The organism is Nannocystis sp. RBIL2, from assembly GCF_026626745.1.
In the GTDB taxonomy this organism is placed as follows: domain Bacteria; phylum Myxococcota_A; class Polyangia; order Nannocystales; family Nannocystaceae; genus Nannocystis.
The window spans coordinates 3,876,586-3,893,347 of the sequence record NZ_JAPNJW010000001.1 but is presented as its reverse complement, the minus strand read 5'-3'; the positions used below and the strand labels follow the sequence as shown (position 1 = coordinate 3,893,347).

Annotated in this window: 16 protein-coding genes; 9 read left to right on the top strand and 7 right to left on the bottom strand. The window is 72.7% G+C overall.

Annotated elements, in window-relative coordinates; genetic code table 11:
* Positions 1–473: 473 nt before the first annotated feature.
* Positions 474–2,144 (top strand): glycosyltransferase family 39 protein, encoded by a 1,671-nt coding sequence (locus OV090_RS15245; RefSeq protein WP_267704363.1) that lies wholly within the window; start codon positions 474–476, stop codon positions 2,142–2,144.
* On the top strand, positions 2,141–3,070 hold the full coding sequence (locus tag OV090_RS15240) for a PA14 domain-containing protein (protein WP_267704362.1): 930 nt from the start codon (positions 2,141–2,143) through the stop codon (positions 3,068–3,070). Before OV090_RS15245 ends, OV090_RS15240 begins: the two co-directional genes overlap by 4 nt.
* 313 nt (positions 3,071–3,383) lie before the next feature.
* Here the strand turns inward: OV090_RS15240 and OV090_RS15235 are convergent, their stop codons facing one another.
* From OV090_RS15235 to OV090_RS15225, 3 genes are read right to left on the bottom strand one after another with little or no spacing between them, the layout of a single operon-like run.
* Positions 3,384–4,547 (bottom strand): iron-containing alcohol dehydrogenase, encoded by a 1,164-nt coding sequence (locus OV090_RS15235; RefSeq protein ID WP_267704361.1) that lies wholly within the window; start codon positions 4,545–4,547, stop codon positions 3,384–3,386.
* Positions 4,541–4,846, bottom strand: a complete 306-nt coding sequence (locus OV090_RS15230; RefSeq protein WP_267704360.1) for an antibiotic biosynthesis monooxygenase — start codon at positions 4,844–4,846, stop codon at positions 4,541–4,543. Before OV090_RS15230 ends, OV090_RS15235 begins: the two co-directional genes overlap by 7 nt.
* 58 nt (positions 4,847–4,904) lie before the next feature.
* Complete coding sequence (locus OV090_RS15225; RefSeq protein WP_267704359.1) at positions 4,905–5,765, bottom strand: peptidylprolyl isomerase; 861 nt, start codon at positions 5,763–5,765, stop codon at positions 4,905–4,907.
* A 180-nt stretch (positions 5,766–5,945) separates the two neighbouring features.
* Between OV090_RS15225 and rpsT the strand changes: the two genes are divergently transcribed.
* The 7 genes from rpsT (at position 5,946) to OV090_RS15190 (ending at position 13,584) form a co-directional block, all read left to right on the top strand.
* A complete protein-coding gene (gene rpsT, locus OV090_RS15220) occupies positions 5,946–6,227 on the top strand; it encodes a 30S ribosomal protein S20 (protein ID WP_267704358.1) in 282 nt (93 codons plus the stop codon).
* Between the two features lie 142 nt (positions 6,228–6,369).
* Positions 6,370–6,777 carry a RidA family protein gene (locus OV090_RS15215; protein WP_267704357.1) on the top strand — a complete coding sequence of 136 codons (408 nt, stop codon included), beginning with the start codon at positions 6,370–6,372 and terminating at the stop codon, positions 6,775–6,777.
* The gene (locus OV090_RS15210) at positions 6,777–8,573 is read left to right on the top strand and encodes a carboxypeptidase-like regulatory domain-containing protein (protein WP_267704356.1); all 1,797 of its coding nucleotides are present in this window, start codon (positions 6,777–6,779) and stop codon (positions 8,571–8,573) included. Before OV090_RS15215 ends, OV090_RS15210 begins: the two co-directional genes overlap by 1 nt.
* On the top strand, positions 8,570–9,499 hold the full coding sequence (locus OV090_RS15205; protein ID WP_267704355.1) for a carboxypeptidase-like regulatory domain-containing protein: 930 nt from the start codon (positions 8,570–8,572) through the stop codon (positions 9,497–9,499). The genes OV090_RS15210 and OV090_RS15205 overlap by 4 nt, the downstream gene beginning before the upstream one ends.
* Positions 9,500–9,509: 10 nt before the next feature.
* The gene (locus tag OV090_RS15200; protein ID WP_267704354.1) at positions 9,510–10,058 is read left to right on the top strand and encodes a hypothetical protein; all 549 of its coding nucleotides are present in this window, start codon (positions 9,510–9,512) and stop codon (positions 10,056–10,058) included.
* Between the two features lie 130 nt (positions 10,059–10,188).
* Positions 10,189–12,528, top strand: a complete 2,340-nt coding sequence (locus tag OV090_RS15195) for a serine protein kinase PrkA (protein ID WP_267704353.1) — start codon at positions 10,189–10,191, stop codon at positions 12,526–12,528.
* A 726-nt stretch (positions 12,529–13,254) separates the two neighbouring features.
* Positions 13,255–13,584 (top strand): SCP2 sterol-binding domain-containing protein, encoded by a 330-nt coding sequence (locus tag OV090_RS15190; protein WP_267704352.1) that lies wholly within the window; start codon positions 13,255–13,257, stop codon positions 13,582–13,584.
* Positions 13,585–13,650: 66 nt separating this feature from the next.
* Here OV090_RS15190 and OV090_RS15185 read toward each other — a convergent pair whose 3' ends face one another.
* From OV090_RS15185 to OV090_RS15170, 4 genes are all read right to left on the bottom strand, one after another.
* Positions 13,651–14,583: a hypothetical protein gene (locus tag OV090_RS15185; protein ID WP_267704351.1), complete on the bottom strand. Its 933-nt coding sequence runs from the start codon at positions 14,581–14,583 to the stop codon at positions 13,651–13,653.
* 188 nt (positions 14,584–14,771) lie between these two features.
* On the bottom strand, positions 14,772–15,410 hold the full coding sequence (locus OV090_RS15180) for a hypothetical protein (protein ID WP_267704350.1): 639 nt from the start codon (positions 15,408–15,410) through the stop codon (positions 14,772–14,774).
* Between the two features lie 164 nt (positions 15,411–15,574).
* A complete protein-coding gene (locus OV090_RS15175; RefSeq protein WP_267707117.1) occupies positions 15,575–16,072 on the bottom strand; it encodes a GNAT family N-acetyltransferase in 498 nt (165 codons plus the stop codon).
* Positions 16,073–16,237: 165 nt separating this feature from the next.
* Entirely contained in the window at positions 16,238–16,759 is a 522-nt protein-coding gene (locus OV090_RS15170; RefSeq protein ID WP_267704349.1) for a hypothetical protein, read from the bottom strand.
* Between the last annotated feature and the right edge of the window lie 3 nt (positions 16,760–16,762).

Sequence of the window (16,762 nt, the reverse complement as noted above, 5' to 3'; positions counted from 1 at the left end):
AGCGAGACTAGCACGCGCGTGCATGGCGGCGGAGGGCGCAATTGCGGGGGGCGCGGGGGACAGGGAGCGGGAGCGAGCGGGGGACGGCTGGCCTACGGGACAGGTAGTGAAGGGCGGAGCCGTGGAGGCCGAAGGTGGCGGTAGCGACCTCTGTCGCTATGAGTTCCGAGAGACATGTTCGGAGAGACAGATCGTGAGGCCGCGCAGTGATTGCTGGCTCGCGGTGCATGGGCGGGCGTGCGTGGGCGCGCGGGATCTGTCACAGCCTCGCTTCGAGGTCGCGAACTGCGGCGGCGCGCGTGACCTGCAGGTCGCGAGCTCGCGAACAGTGACGCGGGCGCTTGAACCGGCCGCGCTGCTCGCCACACTGGGGGCAATTTCGAGGTCGGGGCCGCTTGTCACACGCATCATCGTCGTTGCTGTCGCGCCTGTTACCGTCGACTTCCGCATCGTCCGCGCGGGGGTACGACCGCGTGGCGTGGGCGTGGCTCGCGGCGGCGCTGGTGACGGTGCTGCTCACCTTCCGCCAGTACGGGGTCACGTGGGACGAGGCGTGGCACCTGGCGTACGGCTCGCGCATCTCGCAGTGGTACAGCTCGGGCTTCACCGACACGGGGGCGCTGACCTACCGGATCAACTACCTCTACGGCGGCGGCTATGACCTGCTCGGAGCGATCTTCCGCGGCATCGCGCGGCCGATGGAGGGTTTTCCGGCGATCCACCTGCTCGGCGGGCTGGTCGGCGTGCTCGGCCTCGTGGGCACGTGGAAGCTCGGGCGAGCGCTCGCGGGCCCGCGCGCGGGGCTGCTGGCGCTGGTGATGTTGACGCTCCACCCGGTGTGGTGGGGCCACATGTTCAATAATCCGAAGGACAGCCCGTTCGCGGTCGCTTACGCGTGGAGCCTTTATTACATGGTGGTGGCGATCGGCGAGCTGCCGCGGCCGTCCCGGGGCACCCTGGCCAAGCTGGCGGTGGCGATCGGCCTGGCGCTGAGCGTGCGGATCGCCGGGCTGATCTTGCTGTGCTTCCTCGCGCTGGTGCTGGGGCTCTTCGTCGCCCACGCGGGCTGGCTGCGGCGCAGCTGGGCGGCGCTGGCGGCCCACGTGCGGCGGGCGCTGGCGATCGGGACCTCGGTGACCGCGGGCGCGTGGGCGGTGATGCTGATCGGCTGGCCCTGGGCGCAGCTGGATCCGCTGACGCGGCCGTTCATCGCCCTGCGGCGCATGAGCAGCTTCGACGCGCACCAGCGCAAGATGCCGTTCGGCGACGCGTACGTGTGGAACTACGACATCGGCTGGGAGTACCTGCCGCACTACTTCGGGTTCCAGACGCCGGAGCTGGTGCTGGTGATGCTGACGATCGGCACGCTGTGGGGCGTGGCCGCGCTGCTGCGCCGCGGCGGCCGGCCCGAGCACGTGCGGCCGGCGCTGGCGCTGCTGCTGCTGGGGATGGCGATCTTCGTGCCGCCGATCTACGCGGTCTACAAGGGCTCGCCGCTGTACGACGGCTATCGCCACTTCCTGTTCGTGGTCCCGCCGATGGTCGCGCTGGCGGCGGTGACGACCGAGGCGCTGATCGTGCGCCTGCGCCGGCGGTGGGCGCGAGCGGCCGCGTGGGCGCTGACGGGGGCGCTGCTGGTCGACCTGCTGGTGCAGTCGGTCCGGCTGCACCCGCACCAGGTGGTCTACTTCAACCGCCTCGTCGGCGGGGTGGCCGGGGCGATCGGCCGTTACGACACCGACTACTACGGCAACACCAACCCCGAGGCGATGCTGGGGCTGCAGCGCTGGCTGTGGGACAACGAGCGCGCGACGTACCTCGACTCGGTGTACTACTTCACCGGCTGTCTCTCGGGCAAGGCGATGCACCTGCACGTGCCGGGCAACTTCCGCTCGTTCAAGTCGCGGCCCGGCGAGCAGTACTCCGACTTCAGCGTCGGCTACCTGCGCGACCACTGTGACACGCGCTTCCCCGACGCGCCGCAGATCTTCGCGGTCGAGCGCGACGGCGGAGTGCTCAACGTGGTGAAGGATCTGCGCGGCCGGCCGGTGTCCCACCGCACCGAGAAGGGCGCGCGACGGCGGCTGCCCGCGCCCAAGGCCGCGCCGAGAGTGAGCGAGAAGGACCAGGAGGTGAGCGGATGATGACCGAGACCGAACGTGCCCTGTCCGTGGCGGAGGCGGCCCACCGGGCCGCGCGCGCGGTGACCGTCGACCCCTCGTGCGAGCCGCGCAGCGCGGCCCACCACCTCGTCGGCGCGTGGGAGGCGCTGGCGCGCGCAGTCTGTCCCGATGGACATGTTCCAGAGGACATCGAAGATGTGGGCGGGTGGCTGCCGGCGCGGTTGCAGGCGGCCGTCGGACCGCGCGCGGTGGCCGAGTTGGGGCGGGCGTTGCCGGCGCTGCAGGCCGAGCGGCGCCGGCCGGCGTGGCAGCCGGAGAGCTTTTTGCTCGGGCGCGGCGAGGTCGAGGCGCACACGTGGCGGCTCGGGCAGCTGATCGCGCTGGCGCGCGGCGAGGCGACGCCGCGGCCGAAGTGGCACCGGCGGGCAGCGATCGCCGCGGCGGCCGCGGTGGTGGTGCTGCTCGCGGTGCGGCCGTGGTGGACGCTGACGCTGCAGCCGTGGCGCGGGACCTACTACGCCCGCTCCGATCACAGCGGGAAGTGGCAGATCCGCTACGACCGCCAGATCGACTTCGACTGGGGCCGCGACGCGCCGATGGAGGACGTGCCGGCCGACCAGTTCTCGGTCCGCTGGGACAGCTGCCTGCACCTCGACGCGCCGACGAAGGCGATCTTCCAGTCGATCTCCGACGACGGCTCGCGGGTGTACGTCGACGGCGACCTGATCGTGCTCAACCGGACCCGCGGCAAGACGCAGTCGCGCGGCGGCGAGGCCCAGCTCGAGGCGGGGGTGCATCACGTCCGCGTCGACTACAGCGAGTTCTCCGGCGACGCGCACGTGCAGGTGCTGGCGAGCTTCGACGCGGACGCCCCGCCGGCGCCGATCCCGGTGTCGATGCTGCACGCGCCGCGCGGACCGGCGAGCGAAGAAGACCCGTGCGAGTGATTTCTCCCATGTAGCCGCAGGGCCGGTGCGGCGAGGATTCGGCGCTCCTGTGCGGCGCGATCGGAGGCTGCCCGCACCGGCAGGCCGTGCGAGTGACCTCGAGGATTCGCGCCGCGGTGCGCCTCTCTCGAAGAGGACGACGGTTCCACGGGGCCGTCGCGGCCTCGGGCGTCGCTCGCTGGTAGCGCCGAGCAAGGCCGTGCGTTCGCGGCTCCGCCTGCGGCGGCGCGCTCGCGGGGAATCCTTCAGAGCATGTCCTCTAGAACATGTTAAAAGGGGAATGTCTTTTTGAGCATGTCCGCGGGGACATGTCTCACAGCGCGGCGGTCAGGGCCTCGTGCAGCTCGGCGTCGGTGAGGTCGAGCGGGTTGCCCTTCATGCTGCTGGCGCGGCGCGAGCGGTCGACGAGGTCGGGCAGGTCGGCGGGGCGCAGGCCGAAAGCGGCGAGCGGGCGGATCTGCAGCGACGCGACCAGGGCGCGCAGGTGCTCGACCGCGTGGTCGAGCGTGGCGGCCGGGTCGCCGGTGACGAGGCGGGCGACCTCGTCGAGGCGGGCCAGGACGGGGCTCGCGGGCTCGCGGGCCCTGAGGGCGCGGCCGTTGATCCGCAGCACCTCGGGCAGCAGGCGGGCGCACACGGCCCCGTGTGGGGCGTCGGGAAAGGCGCCGCCGATCGGGCCGGCGAAGCCGTGCACGGCGCCGAGGGCGGCGTTGGCGAGGGCGAGGCCGCCGAGCAGGCTGGCGAGGGCCATGTCGCTGCGGGCCTCGAGGTCGCGGCCGTCGGCGAAGGCGCGCGGCAGGGCCCGGGCGGCGCGAGCGATGCCGTCGCGGCACAGGGCGTCGGTGATCGGGTTGGCCTTGCGCGACACGAACGGCTCGATCAGCTGGGTCAGCGCGTCGAGGCCGCAGTCGGCGGTGACGGCCGGCGGCAGCGAGAGGGTCAGCGCGGGGTCGACGATCGCGGCGCGCGGCAGCATCTTCGGGCTGCGCAGGCTGACCTTGACCCGCTGCGCCTCGGCCGCGAGCACGGCGTTGCGCGTGACCTCCGAGCCGGTGCCCGCGGTGGTCGGGACGGCGACGAAGGGGACGGGGTCGTGGACCAGCGGGCGGCCGCGGCCGACGACCTCGAGGTAGTCGAGCGGCGGGCCGGGGTTGCGCACGAGGGCGGCGATCGCCTTGCCGGCGTCGAGCGGGCTGCCGCCGCCGATCGCCACCACCACGTCGCAGTCGCACGCGCGCGCGGCCGCGACGCCGCGCTCGGCGTCGGCGACCGTGGGCTCGCCGGCGACGGTGAACACGGTCGCCGCGAGGCCGGCGGCGCGCATGTTCTCGAGGACAGGTTCGACGCGGGCCGGGTCGCGGCCGGTGACGACGAGGGCGCGGCGGCCGTGCTCGGCGACGATCGGGCCGACCTGGGCGGCGGCGCCGACCCCGAAGACGATCCGCGCGGCGGTCGCCAGCTCGAACGGGATCACCACGCGTCGTCCGCCGGGAACACGTTGGCGAAGCGGACGCTGGTGCGCGGGCTGGCCATCATCGGCGCGACCGCGTCGCGCCACTGCTGGTAGTGCGCGGTCTCCTTGTGGCGCGCCGGGGCGGCCTCGTCGCGGTAGACCTCGACGAGGATGAAGCGGGCCAGGTCGCCCTCCTGCTGCAGGACGTCGAATCGGGCGATGCCGGGCTCGCGCACGCTCGCGGACGCATTGGCGACGGTGGCGGCCCGAAACGCCTCGACCTGGTCGGGCACGACGTGGACGTGGACATGGACGACGAGCACGCCCCACCATAGCAGAGGGGTGGGGGGCGGCCTCTGTCCGCGAGGACAGGCGCGCCCGTCAGCGAACCTTCGGGCGGCGGACGATCTCGGCCGAGTTGAGCAGCTCGGGGTCGCGCGGCTTGTCGTTGGCGTCGCGCGGGACCAGGGCGATGTCGTCGGCCAGGCGCATGGCGGCGTCGTTGCAGTGGCCGAACACGGTGTGCTTGCCGTCGAGGTGCGGGGTCGGGTTGAGGGTGATGAAGAACTGGGCGCTGCCGGTGTTGGGGCCGCGGTTGGCCATGCTCAGCACGCCGGGCGCCTCGTGGACCAGCTCCGGATCGATCTCGTCCTCGATCAGGTAGCCGGGGTTGCCGAGGCCGGTGCCGGTCGGGTCGCCGGCCTGGACCATGAAGCCGGGGATCACGCGGTGGAAGGTGGTGTTGTCGTAGTACGGGCGCTTGACCCACGCGTCCGAGGCCTTGTCGTACCAGGGCCGCAGACCGCGGGCGAGGCCGACGAAGTTGGCGATCGTCTTCGGCGTACGCTCGACCTCGAGTTCGCACTCGAGGACGCCGCGCGGGGTCTTGAAGAGGACCCACAGCGCGTCGTCGGGGCGGCCCGGCAGGCCGGCGAGGGCCTCCTCGAGGGTGAACTCGCCGGATTCCGGGTCGCCCTGGGCGATGTTGTAGGCCTTGAGCTGGGCCGGCGAGAGGCCCTCGGGGGCCGGGTCACCCTTCTTGAAGGCGATCTCCGCACCGCCGCCGCCGCCTTCCTCGGCGCCCGCCTCGCCCGGGGCCGACGGGCGGCCTGACTTGCGGGCGGCCTTGGCGGCCTCCATCGCGGCGATCTCCTCCGGCAGCGGGGGCGGCGGGACGAACACGCAGCCGACCAGGAGGGCGGCGAGCAGGCTCCACGGGCGCGGCGAAGGGGCTCTCGGCATGGTTGTGAGGGTCTACACGCGTCGGCACGTCCGCGCACGGTCAAAACTCGGGTGTAATGACCCGTGGGGCCCATGGCCGCGGCGCGCGGGGCGTACAGTGGCAGCCGGTCCTCGCCTTGACAAGGGCCGGGGCTCGGGTCCATAAGCTCCCTCCCCTCCAGGAAACGAAGAGCAAGAGCCGTGGCGAATCATAAGTCGGCAGAGAAGCGCAACCGTCAACGTCTCAAGCGGCGCGAGCGTAACGTGTTCCACCTGTCCACCATGCGCACGTACATGAAGCGGCTGCGCAAGGCCCTCGAAGGTAATGACCTCGAGGGTGCCAAGGAGAACCTGCCGCTCGCGCTGCAGGCGATCGGAAAGGCGGCGAGCAAGGGCGTGATCCACCGCAACACCGCGTCGCGTTACGCGTCGCGCGTGCGCCTCGCGTTCAACAAGAAGAACGCCCCGGCGGCGGCTGCCTGAGCCTTGGCCTCCGCGCCGAGGTGAACCAACACCGCGCGAGTCGAGCGCGCCAGGCCTCATGGCCCGGCGCGCTCCTCGTGTTGGGTCGCGGCGCGGCGATCGGGCCTTGCCCCAGCCGCGGGCATCGGCGACCCTTGCGGCCATGCAGCAAGACGCCCCGCCCGTGGTCCGTACGGTCATCTCCACCCCCGACGCGCCGGCCGCGATCGGCCCGTACAGCCAGGGGATCGTCGTCAGCGGCGGTCGCACGCTCTACACCGCCGGCCAGATCCCGCTCGACCCGCAGACGATGCAGATCGTCGAGGGCGACATCACGGCCCAGACCGAGCGGGTGATGCACAACCTCGCCGCGATCCTCCGCGCCGCCGGCATGGACTTCACCAACGTCGTGCGCTGCGGGATCTTCCTCAAGGACATGAAGGACTTCGCGGCGGTCAACGCAGTCTACGGGCGCCACTTCGGCGACCACCGCCCGGCCCGCTCGACCGTCGCGGTGGCGACGCTGCCGAAGGACGTGCTGGTCGAGATCGACGCCATCGCCGTCGGCTGATGCAGCGACGAACCCAGGCGGCGCTCGCGGGCCTGGTCGTCGCCCTCGCGGCCACCGGCGGGCTGCTCCTGCGCGGCGGCTGCGGGCGCGAAGCGGGCGACCCCGGCGAGGCCGCGGGCGGCCCCGACGAGGCGCCCGGCGAGGCGACCGCGGCCCCGGCCGAGGCCGCCCCGCCCGCGCGCGTCCGCGGCAAGGTGATGGTCGAGGTCGGCGGAGCCCTCGCCGCGCCGCCGGAGGCACCTGACGCGAAGGACCTGGCCGATGGGACCGGTCCTGACGGCTATGACCCTTCGGCCCTGGACAAAGAGCCAGGTGCCGACGGGCCGCCGGTGCCGCTGGCGCCGCCGCGCGAGTGCAAGGCGCGAGCGTGGCGCGGCGGGTTCCTCCTGGCCGAGGCGAGCTGCGACGCCGAGGGAGTGTTCGTGCTCGACCTGGCGCTGCCGGCCGGACCGGCGGCGGCGGTGACGGTCGAGGCGCTGGTGCCCGGCCACCTGCGCGGGGTGCTGACCGCGCCGGCGCAGGCGGGCACCGAGGCGGTGCTGCCGACGCTGGCGCTCGGGCCGGCTTCCTGGCTCAAGGGACAGGTGATCGATCGCCGCGGCCAGCCGGTGACGGGGGTGCGGATCGAGGCGGCGCCGCTGCCGGGCCTCGGCGAGCCGGAGCCGTGGCGCGTCGACAGCGACGCGGCCGGGGCCTTCGTGCTCGACACCGTGCCGACCGGGCCGCTGCGCCTGCGGGCGACCGGGCAAGGCCTGGCGCTGTCGGTGGTCGAGGCGTTCGCGCCGGAGGCCGGGGTGGTGATCGTGGTCGACTCGCTGCAGGACCTGAGCGGCGCGGTGGTCGGCGATCCGGCGCTGGTGAGCCGCGCGCAGGTGCGGCTCGAGGGCTCGTCGCTGTGGCCGCCGCTCGTGCAGCCGGCCGGCAAGGCGGGCGAATTTTTGTTCTCCGACCTGGTCGACGGCGTCTACGGCCTGGTCGCGCAGGTGCGGGCCGAGAAGCCGGGCGAGCAGGAGTACGCCTCGATCCCGCTCGAGAACCTGAGCCCGGGCGGGCACGTCAGCCTGGCGCTGATCGCCGCCCAGCGCGTGCCGGTGCAGGTCGTCAGCCCCGACGGCTCGCCGGTGCCGCGCGCCCGCGTGACCCTCGGCTACGCCAGCGTCGGCCTGCTGCAGCAGATCGCCGAGGCCGACGACGCCGGGATGGCCGACCTCGGCCCGGTGGTGCCCGGGCCGTATGTGGTGCGCGCCGACGCCGACGGCTACCTGCCCTCGGAGTCGGTGGCGGTCGACGTCGGCAAGGAGACGCCGGCGCGGCAGACGTTGACGCTGGTGCGCCCGGGGCGGATCGCCGGCACGGTGATCGACGACGACGGCCGACCTGTCCCCGAGGCCAGCATCGTCGTCGACGCCGACACGCTCTACAGCCCCGGCGAGGCGATGATCCGCGCGCGCACGTTCAGCGCGCTGCAGCGCGGCGGCAGCCTCGGGGTCACGCGCGGCGCGGTCCCGCCGATCCCGCTGGTCGGCGACGACGAGGCCGTCGGCACCTGGGCCGAGACCGACGAGCGCGGCGACTTCTCGCTCGACACGCTGATGCCCGGCCGCTACCGGCTACACGCGGTGCACGGTGACCACGCCGGCTCGGCGACGGTGATCGTCGACCTCAGCCCGGGCGAGCGCGAGGACGGGGTGGTGCTGACGCTCGGCCACGGGGTGCCGCTCGGCGGGCGCGTGCTCGACGGCAACCGCCAGCCGATCGCCGGCGCGCGCATCGAGCTGGCCGACGGCTCGAGGTGACGAGCGACGGCTTCGGCATGTGGAGCGCGGGCCACCGCCGCGGCAAGCAGAAGATCATCATCCGCGCCGCGGGGATGGTGCCGGCGGTGGTCGAGGTCGACCTCGAGGGCCGGCCGACGTCGATCGAGCAGGTCTTGCAACCAGCCGAGGGCGGGCTCGAGGGCCGGGTGCGCGACGGCAACGACCAGCCGATCGCCGGCGTGCGAGTGACGCTGCTGCCGGCGGGCGAGCTCGCGCCGACCGAGGTGACGTACACCGACGCGCGCGGCCTGTTCGAGCTCTCGTGCCTGGTCCCGGGGACAGCCACGCTCGAGCTCGACCACCCGGAGTACGCGCCGGCGAGCAAGCGCGTGAAGATCGACAAGGCCAGCCGCGGCGAGGCGCCGGTCGAGCTCGCGCTGGCGCGCGGCTGGTCGCTCGAGGTCGTCGTGCGTGCGACCGGCAGCGGCGACCCGATCGCCGGGGCGCGCGTGGAGGTCGACGGCCAGGTGTGGGCCGCCGACGAGGCGGGCGAGGTGCGGGCCGCCCGGCTGGCGCGCGAGCGGGTGCGGGTGCGCGTCGAGGCGCCCGGCTGGGTCAACACGTCGACCTCGTTCGCGCGGCCGGCAGGCGGCGCCCCGGGCACGCTGGTGGTCGACCTCGAGGAGGCGGCCGGGCTCGACGGCGAGGTCACCGACGAGCGCGGCGAGCCGGTCGCGGGCGCGCGCCTCTACGTGCGCACGCGCGACGGCAACACCGTGCTCGCCGAGACGACCACCGACACCGAGGGTCGTTGGTCGATCGAGGGGTTGCCCGAGGGCGACGTGACGGTCGAGGCGATCCCACCGCCGGGGCTCGCCGAGTTGCTGGCACCCGTGACTTTACAGACCGACGTCCGCCGCGGCCACGTGACCCGCGAGGTTGACCTGCGCTTCGATCGGCTATGATTCGCGCGCCATGACCATTCGTTCGCCGCGTTACGCGCTGCTGGTGCTCGGTCTCGCTGCCGCCTGCGGAGGCGACCAGAAGAAGCCGGCGGGTCCCGATGCCAAGAGCCCCGAGGTCAAGCCGGTCGCCGAGGCCCCGAAGCCGGCCGAACCGGCCAAGACCGCCGACGCCGCCCCGGCCGGCGACAAGGTCAAGCTCGTCGACGGCCCCGGCGACGACCGCTTCGCCCTCCGCATCACGCCGCCCGCCGACGCCGCCGTCGGCCGTGAGGGCGTGATCACCGTCGCGGCCGTGCCGCAGGGCCCCTGGCACATCAACCTCGACTTCCCGACCAAGCTCGCGCTGTCGGCGCCCGAGGGCGTCACCCTGGCGAAGGCCGACCTGGCCAAGGCCGACGCCGCCAAGCTCGACGAGAAGAGCGCGGAATTCGCCGTGAAGTTCACGCCGACTTCGGCCGGAGACAAGGCGTTCACGGGCGAGTTCAAGTTCGCCGTGTGCCAGGACGAGGCCTGCTCGCCGGTCACCCAGAAGGTCGACTTCAAGGTCGCCGTGAAGTAGCGCGCGCCCCCGCGAACATTGTTCGCGGGGTCGGCCTCGCGCCCCCTGACGCCCCGGCTTTTTGCCGAGCGCGGCGAGCTCGATTACCATGGGGCTTCTCGTCGCGAAGCGGCGACGAACGGAGGCAGCGATGGACGAGCCAGTGAGCGCCAAGACGAGGATCGAGGCGCTGGCGGCCGCGGTCGCCCAGGAGTTCGAGAGCACCCGGCGGGTGCTCAGCTTCGAGGAGTGGTTCGAGCTGCTGTGCGATCAGCCGCACGTCCACGCCCGCAACGCAGCCCAGTACCTGCGCGACTGCTTCGAATTCTACGGCCGTCGGGACGTACGGATCCCCAGCGGCAAGGTCGCGCGCTTCAAGCTGTTCGACTGCGAGTTCGACGGCGGCTCGGGCCGCCTGGTCGGCCAGGAACCGGCTCAGAACGCCTTCTACGAGGCGCTCGACAGCTTCGTCCGGATCGGCCGCGTCAACAAGCTGCTCTTGCTGCACGGGCCCAACGGCTCGGCCAAGACGACCTTCCTCGACGCGGTGATGCGCGCGCTCGAGGACTACTCCGAGACCGACGGCGGGGCGCTGTACCGGTTCTCGTGGGTGTTCCCCAGCAAGAGCTCGAAGAGCGGGGGGATCGGGTTCGGCAGCGGGCCGTGGAGCTCGGGGATCGGCGAGGCGACGTTCGCCAAGCTCGGCGCCGAGGCGATCGACGCCAAGCTGAGCGACGAGAACAAGGACCCGCCGCTCTACCTGATCCCGATGGCGGAGCGGGCGGCGCTGCTGCAGTCGCAGCTGCAGGGGGCCCAGGCCCGTGAGCCGAAGGACGCTCGGCTCGAGCACTTCGTCGTCAGCGAGACGGCGCTGCGCGGCGACCTGTCGCAGCGCAACCGGCGGATCTTCGACGCCCTGCTCAACATCTACCAGGGCGACCTGCGCAAGGTGTACCAGCACGTGCAGGTCGAGCGGCTGTTCCTCAGCCGGCAGTACCGCAGCGGGCTCGTCACCGTCGAGCCGAAGCAGACCGCCGACGCGCGCAGCTTCCCGGTCACCGGCGACCGCGCCTACGCCAGCTTGCCGCCGGCCGTCGGCGGGCAGGTGCTGTTCGCCTGTCAGGGCGACCTGGTCGACGCCAACCGCGGGCTCATCAACTTCAGCGACCTGCTGAAGCGGCCGTACGAGCACTACAAGTACCTGCTGACGGCCACCGAGTCGGGCCAGGTCGCGCTCGAGCACGTGGTGCTGGCGCTCGACGTGGTGTTCGGCGGCTCGGCCAACGACCTCAACCTCCTCGAGTTCCGCGCGCTGCGCTCGGGCGAGTACCAGAGCCTGCGCGGGCGTCTGGAGCTGATCCCGGTGCCGTACCTGCTCGACTACCGGGTCGAGCGCAAGGTCTATCAGGAGCAGGTCGGCGACGTGCTGCGCGGCATCCACATCGCCCCGCACGTGCCGCGGATCCTCGCGCTGTGGGGCGTGATGACGCGGCTGCGCCCGCCCAACGCGGCCGAGTACTCGCCCAAGCTGCAGGCGGTGCTGTCGCGCCTCGGGCCGCTCGACAAGGCCGACCTCTACGCCTACGGCCGCGTGCCCGCCGGCCTCACCAGCGACGAGGCCCGCGAGCTGCTGCTGGCGGTCCCGCAGATGCATCTGGAGCGGTTCCCCCAGGCGGTCGTGCGCGCCGAGGGGGCCGAGCACCTGCTCGGCGACTACGAGGGCAGCTTCGGCGCCTCGGTCCGCGACCTCAAGCGCGTGCTGCTGGCGGCCGCCAGCGAGCCGGGCACCACCTGCGTCACCGTGCCGCGGCTGTTCAAGGAGCTGCGCAAGTTCATGGGCGACGCGCTCAACCACCGCTGGATGCTGCTGCCGAAGGCGGCGAGCGGGTTCCACCTGCTCGACGGCGAGGGCAGCATCACCGCCGCGGCCTGGAACTACTGGCTCAGCGCGTCCGACTGGGAGGTCCGCGAGGCGATGGGCCTGGTCGACGAGGCCCGCTACCTCGAGGTCTTCAAGAAGTACGTGGTCCACGTCAAGCACGCGGTCAAGCGCGAGAAGATGTTCGACCCCGTCACCGGCAACCTGCGCGACCCCGACGAGAAGTTCATGCAGGGCCTCGAGAAGACGATGGACCCGAAGGCGGGCCCGCACTTCCGCACCGACCTGCTGTCGCGGATCGGCGCGTGGGCGCTGAGCCACCCCGACGAGGAGCCGGCCTACGCCGAGATCTTCGCCGACTACTTCTACCGCCTGCGCGACGATTACTATCGCCAGCAGAAGGGCGTGGTGGCCCGCGGGATCCAGCGCATGCTCGAGCTGCTCGCCGACGACCGCCGGGCCGACAACCCGCTCGCTCCGCAAGAGGAGCAGGTGGCCCGCCGGGCGCTCGAGATCCTGCTCGGCGGCCACGACGGCGGGCTCAAGCGCGAGCGCCACACCCGCGAGACGCTGCGCGAGACGCTCGTGCAGCTGTCCAAGGCGCGCTACTGACGGAGCTGCGCGAGCCGCTCGCGCAGCGCCTCGGACGGGCGAGTCACGAGCTGCGCGCGGGTCGTGCGACTCGTCGCAGCGCGCGTAGGACGACGCGGGCCCAGGTCACGAGCTGCGCGAGCAGGTCGTGCAGCGCATCGGGGCGCGCATCGGTGGCGCGGGCTGAGTCACGCGCTGCGCGAGCGGGTCGTGCAGGGCATCGGGGCGCGCATCGTTAGCGCGGGCTGAGTCACGCGCTGCGCGAGCGGGTCGTGCAGCGTATCGGGGCGCGCATCGGGGGACGCGGGGTGAGGTCACGAGCTGCGCGAGCCGCTGATGCAGCTCGGGGCGCGCGACGACGCGGGCCCGAGCCGCTCGTGTCGCGCTTCAGGACGCGCCTCGGACGGCGCGGGCGGAGCAGGCCTCGCCGGCGACGCGAGCGGCTTCCGCGGCCTCCTGGTGCGCCACGCATCGCGCGCCGCACCGCGCGACCTGTCATTGGCGTGCGCGCGGGGTCCGATTTTGCGACGCTTCGACGGATATCGCATATCGCGCGGTAGCGCGCGATACGTCGTAGTGCGCCAGGGTACTACCAATGGTTCTACGGCCGGGCGCTGACGTACTCGGCGGCGGCGGCGGCGGCCGATAAGGCGTCCCACGAGCGGCGCTCCTGCGATACCGGCGGCTGCAGCGCGGAACGTTGACTCCAGCAGAACAGCGTGGCAGCGTGGCCGCTGGCACCCGCGGATGAACGTCCAGCGCTTTTTCAACGAGGACCTGCCGGCGGCCCTCCGCCGTAATCCGGCGGGCGCGGCCGAGATCGGCGGGACCTACCAATTCCGGATCTCCGGCCCCGGCGGCGGCGAATGGTGGGTCGAGGTCACTCGCACCAAAACGGGCGTGTGGGCCGGCTACTGGCCCGGCGCCCAGTGCGAGCTGGCGATCGACAGCGCCGACTTCAAGAGCCTCGTCACCGGCGACCCGAACATCGCCGACGCGCTGGCCACCGCCGGCCGCCTGGTGGTGATGGGCAGCCAGTCGCTGGTCGCCCGCGTCGGCCAGCTGTCGCGCCTGTGATGTCACGACAATGACCGAAAGGTCATGTCGCGCGGGACAGGTCTGAAAGCGCAGGTTGCCGCTCGCTCACCGGGAGGCGTGTAGCCCGCGCGGCGGCAATTCGACCCGCACGGGCTCGGGCTGCGGCTCGCCCGAGCCTTGTCCGCATTGGCCCGTCGAATTGGCGCCCCAGCAGCTCACCTCGCCGCTCCGGTGTAATGCGCAGGTGTAGTCGCCGGCCGCGAGGATCTGCGTCGCGTCTTCGATCTCCGGCACCCGCAGCGCCGTCGGGGCGTACCACGGGTCCTCCGGGAGCTCGGACGACGCCGGCATCGGAGCCGTCGCCTGTCCCAATTGAAACCAACGGTTGTCGCCCCAACAAGAGACGTGCCCGCTCGGGTGCAAGGCACACGCGTGCGACCGTCCGCGCGCGACTTCGACGGCCGGTTCGCCCAGGTCGCATACGGCGGTCGGGGCGGGCGGGCTATCGTCGCGGTGCGAGCATCCTCGCTGACCGCGGTGGTTCGCGCCGTCGCACCACACCTGACCTCGGAGATCGACCTGGCACGACGCGGCGGTCCAGGGGTCCTGCGGCTCCGGCTGTGCGTCGCGGGCGTGCCGTAACCCGGCGGTCGCACCCCAGCAGGCGACGCGATGGTTCGAGCGGCGGGCGCACAGCTCTTGCTCTCCCGTCGTGAATACAGCCACCGCGTCCGTGAGCCCGCCGATCGAGCGCGGCACGGAGCTCCATGTCGGCGGTTCTCCGGGCGCGTTCGCGGCTCCCCAGCAAGCGACGCGGCGATCGGCGAGCAAGGCGCAGACCCGGGTCGGGGTGCCGGCCAGGGCCACCGCGTCGCGGATGCCCTCGATGCGCGAGGGCTCGGCGACCTCGTCGAGATAATCACGATCGAGGAGCTGGTCGTTCGTCGCCGCACCCCAGCACCACACGCCGTCCGACCGGTCGCGCAGGCAAGCGTGCGAACCGCCCACCGCGAGCGCGACTGCGGCGGGTCCGCCCACGGGGGCAGCGACGGCGAAATCGGAGTGTCCGGATTGCAGGGGCCAACACGCCACGCTCCCGGTGACTCCACGGGCGCAGGCGAGGGTCTCACCGGCTTCGATATCGACGGCGGCCTCCGTCAGCGTCACGGCCACCGGCTTCGGCGGCGACCCGCTCGCGCACAGCTCCTGCGCACCGTTCCAGCACGTCACGGCGCCACCCGACGCGCGGCCGCAGAAGTAACGCCCTCCGGCCAGCTCGACGACGTCGGCAGCGACGCGGGTGACGGCGAGCCGCCGAGACGGGCTGCCCAGCGTCCAACAATCCACGGCGCCGCCGCCTCGCAGCGCGCAGAAGGTCGAGCGTTCATCCGCGAGCGGGACGGCCGTGAAGGCGGCGAGCGCGACCGCGTCCTCGACCGGGACGGGAATGGCGTCATGGCTGCCCACCGGGCGCAGCCCCGGTAAAGGCCGTTCGACCAGCGCCAGCAAGACACGCCGCCGTCCATGTCGACGCGGCAGCCGTGACGGCGGTCGAACGCGACCGCCCTGGCCCGGGTGTTCGTGTCGCGGAGCAGCGCCGGCGGATAGACGCCCGCGTGACCGCAGCCGAGGTGATGGTCGCGGTCGATCAGGCAGTGCTGCGTGTCGCCGGCCAGCAGCTCCAGGCGACCCGGCTGTTGCGCTTCCGGCAGCCAATCGGCGCTGGCGAAGGTCTTCCCGCCCCAGCAGTACAACAACCCGTTGGAGTGCGAAGCGCAGGTCCGGTCGCCCCGCGCCGCCAGGACCTGCCTGTCGGACGTCGCGGCGAGCAGCAACCCGGCGAGGAGGCTGGTGACCGACGGCATGCTGCGAAGATAGTCGCGGGGCGGTCCGCTAGCGAGGCTCGCCCGCGACCCGGACGCCTGGTGGGGGCGAAACCACGCGCATCGCCGCTCGGGCGCTCTCGAATCGACCGCCCGGGCTCCCGGCCGCGGCCGGGGCGACGAGGATCATCGATATGAACGATTGTTCATGTCGATTCGGACAGGTTCAAAAGAGCAGGTCCGGTGAGGCGGAAGATGGTCCAGTCCGCCACGGCCCGGGCGCCGAGCGACTCGTAGAAGGCGATCGCGGGGGCGTTCCAGTCGAGCACGGCCCAGTCCATGCGGGCGCAGCCGCGCTCGACGGCGAGCTGGGCCAGGCGCTCGAGCAGCTGCTTGCCGATCCCGCGGCCGCGCGCGCTCGGGTCGACGAACAGGTCCTCGAGGTAGAGGCCGGGGCGGCCGCGCCAGGTCGAGTAGTTGTGGAAGTAGAGGGCGAAGCCGACCACCGCGCCGCCGCCGTCCTCGGCGAGCAGGCACTCGAAGGGCGGGCGCTCGCTGGCGAGCTGGTCGCGCAGCGTGTCGACGGTGACCTCCACGGCGTCCGGTTCGCGCTCGTAGGTGGCGAGGTCGACGATCAGGCGGTGGATGTCGGCGGCGTCGGCGGGACCGGCGGCGCGCAGGCGGGCGGGCATGGCCGCGAGGATACGCCGCGAGCCGGGCGCGCGCGAGCGCTCGGGGGCTAGCGAGGCCGACGGCAGCGCCGGCCGTCGCGCTCGTCGAGGTTCATGTCCGCGGTCGGGCCGGGACGCTTGCGCGGCCCGGCCGAGCTGCGAGGCCGCGTCAGCGGTCGGGCGCCGCTCGCGGGTCGTTCAGAACTGCAGCTGCAGCCCGCCGGCGTTGACGCCGAAGGCGGTGCGCTGCTTGCCCGGCTTCTTGTTGTCGTGCTTGACCAGGCGGCGGGTGAACATCACGGCGGGGACGAGCGCAGCGACGGTGAGGACGCCGAGGATCGGGGCCATGATGCCGGCGGTGCGCCGCTCCTGGCTGCAATCGACCATCGCACCGGCGTCGGACGCGTTGTTGCAGCGATTGAGCATGGCGAGCGGGACGGCCATGCCGACGGTGCCGAGGCCGGCCAGCACCCACGAGGTGCCGGTGCCGGCCTGCAGGAAGCGCTGCTCGGTCTTCCAGTCGCGCTTGTAGTCGGGCGGGACGATATCCGGCTCCTTGCCGGGCGAGATGAGCCCCGGTTGATTCGCGGGCTCCACATTGCGCGCCGCCAGCGGACGCGCGATGGGAGCCTGCGTGGCCGCGACCTGCGCGGGCTCCTTCGCCGCCGCGAGGGTCGAGGTGCAGCAGAGCAGCAAGGTCAGACATGAACGTGCGAGCATGGC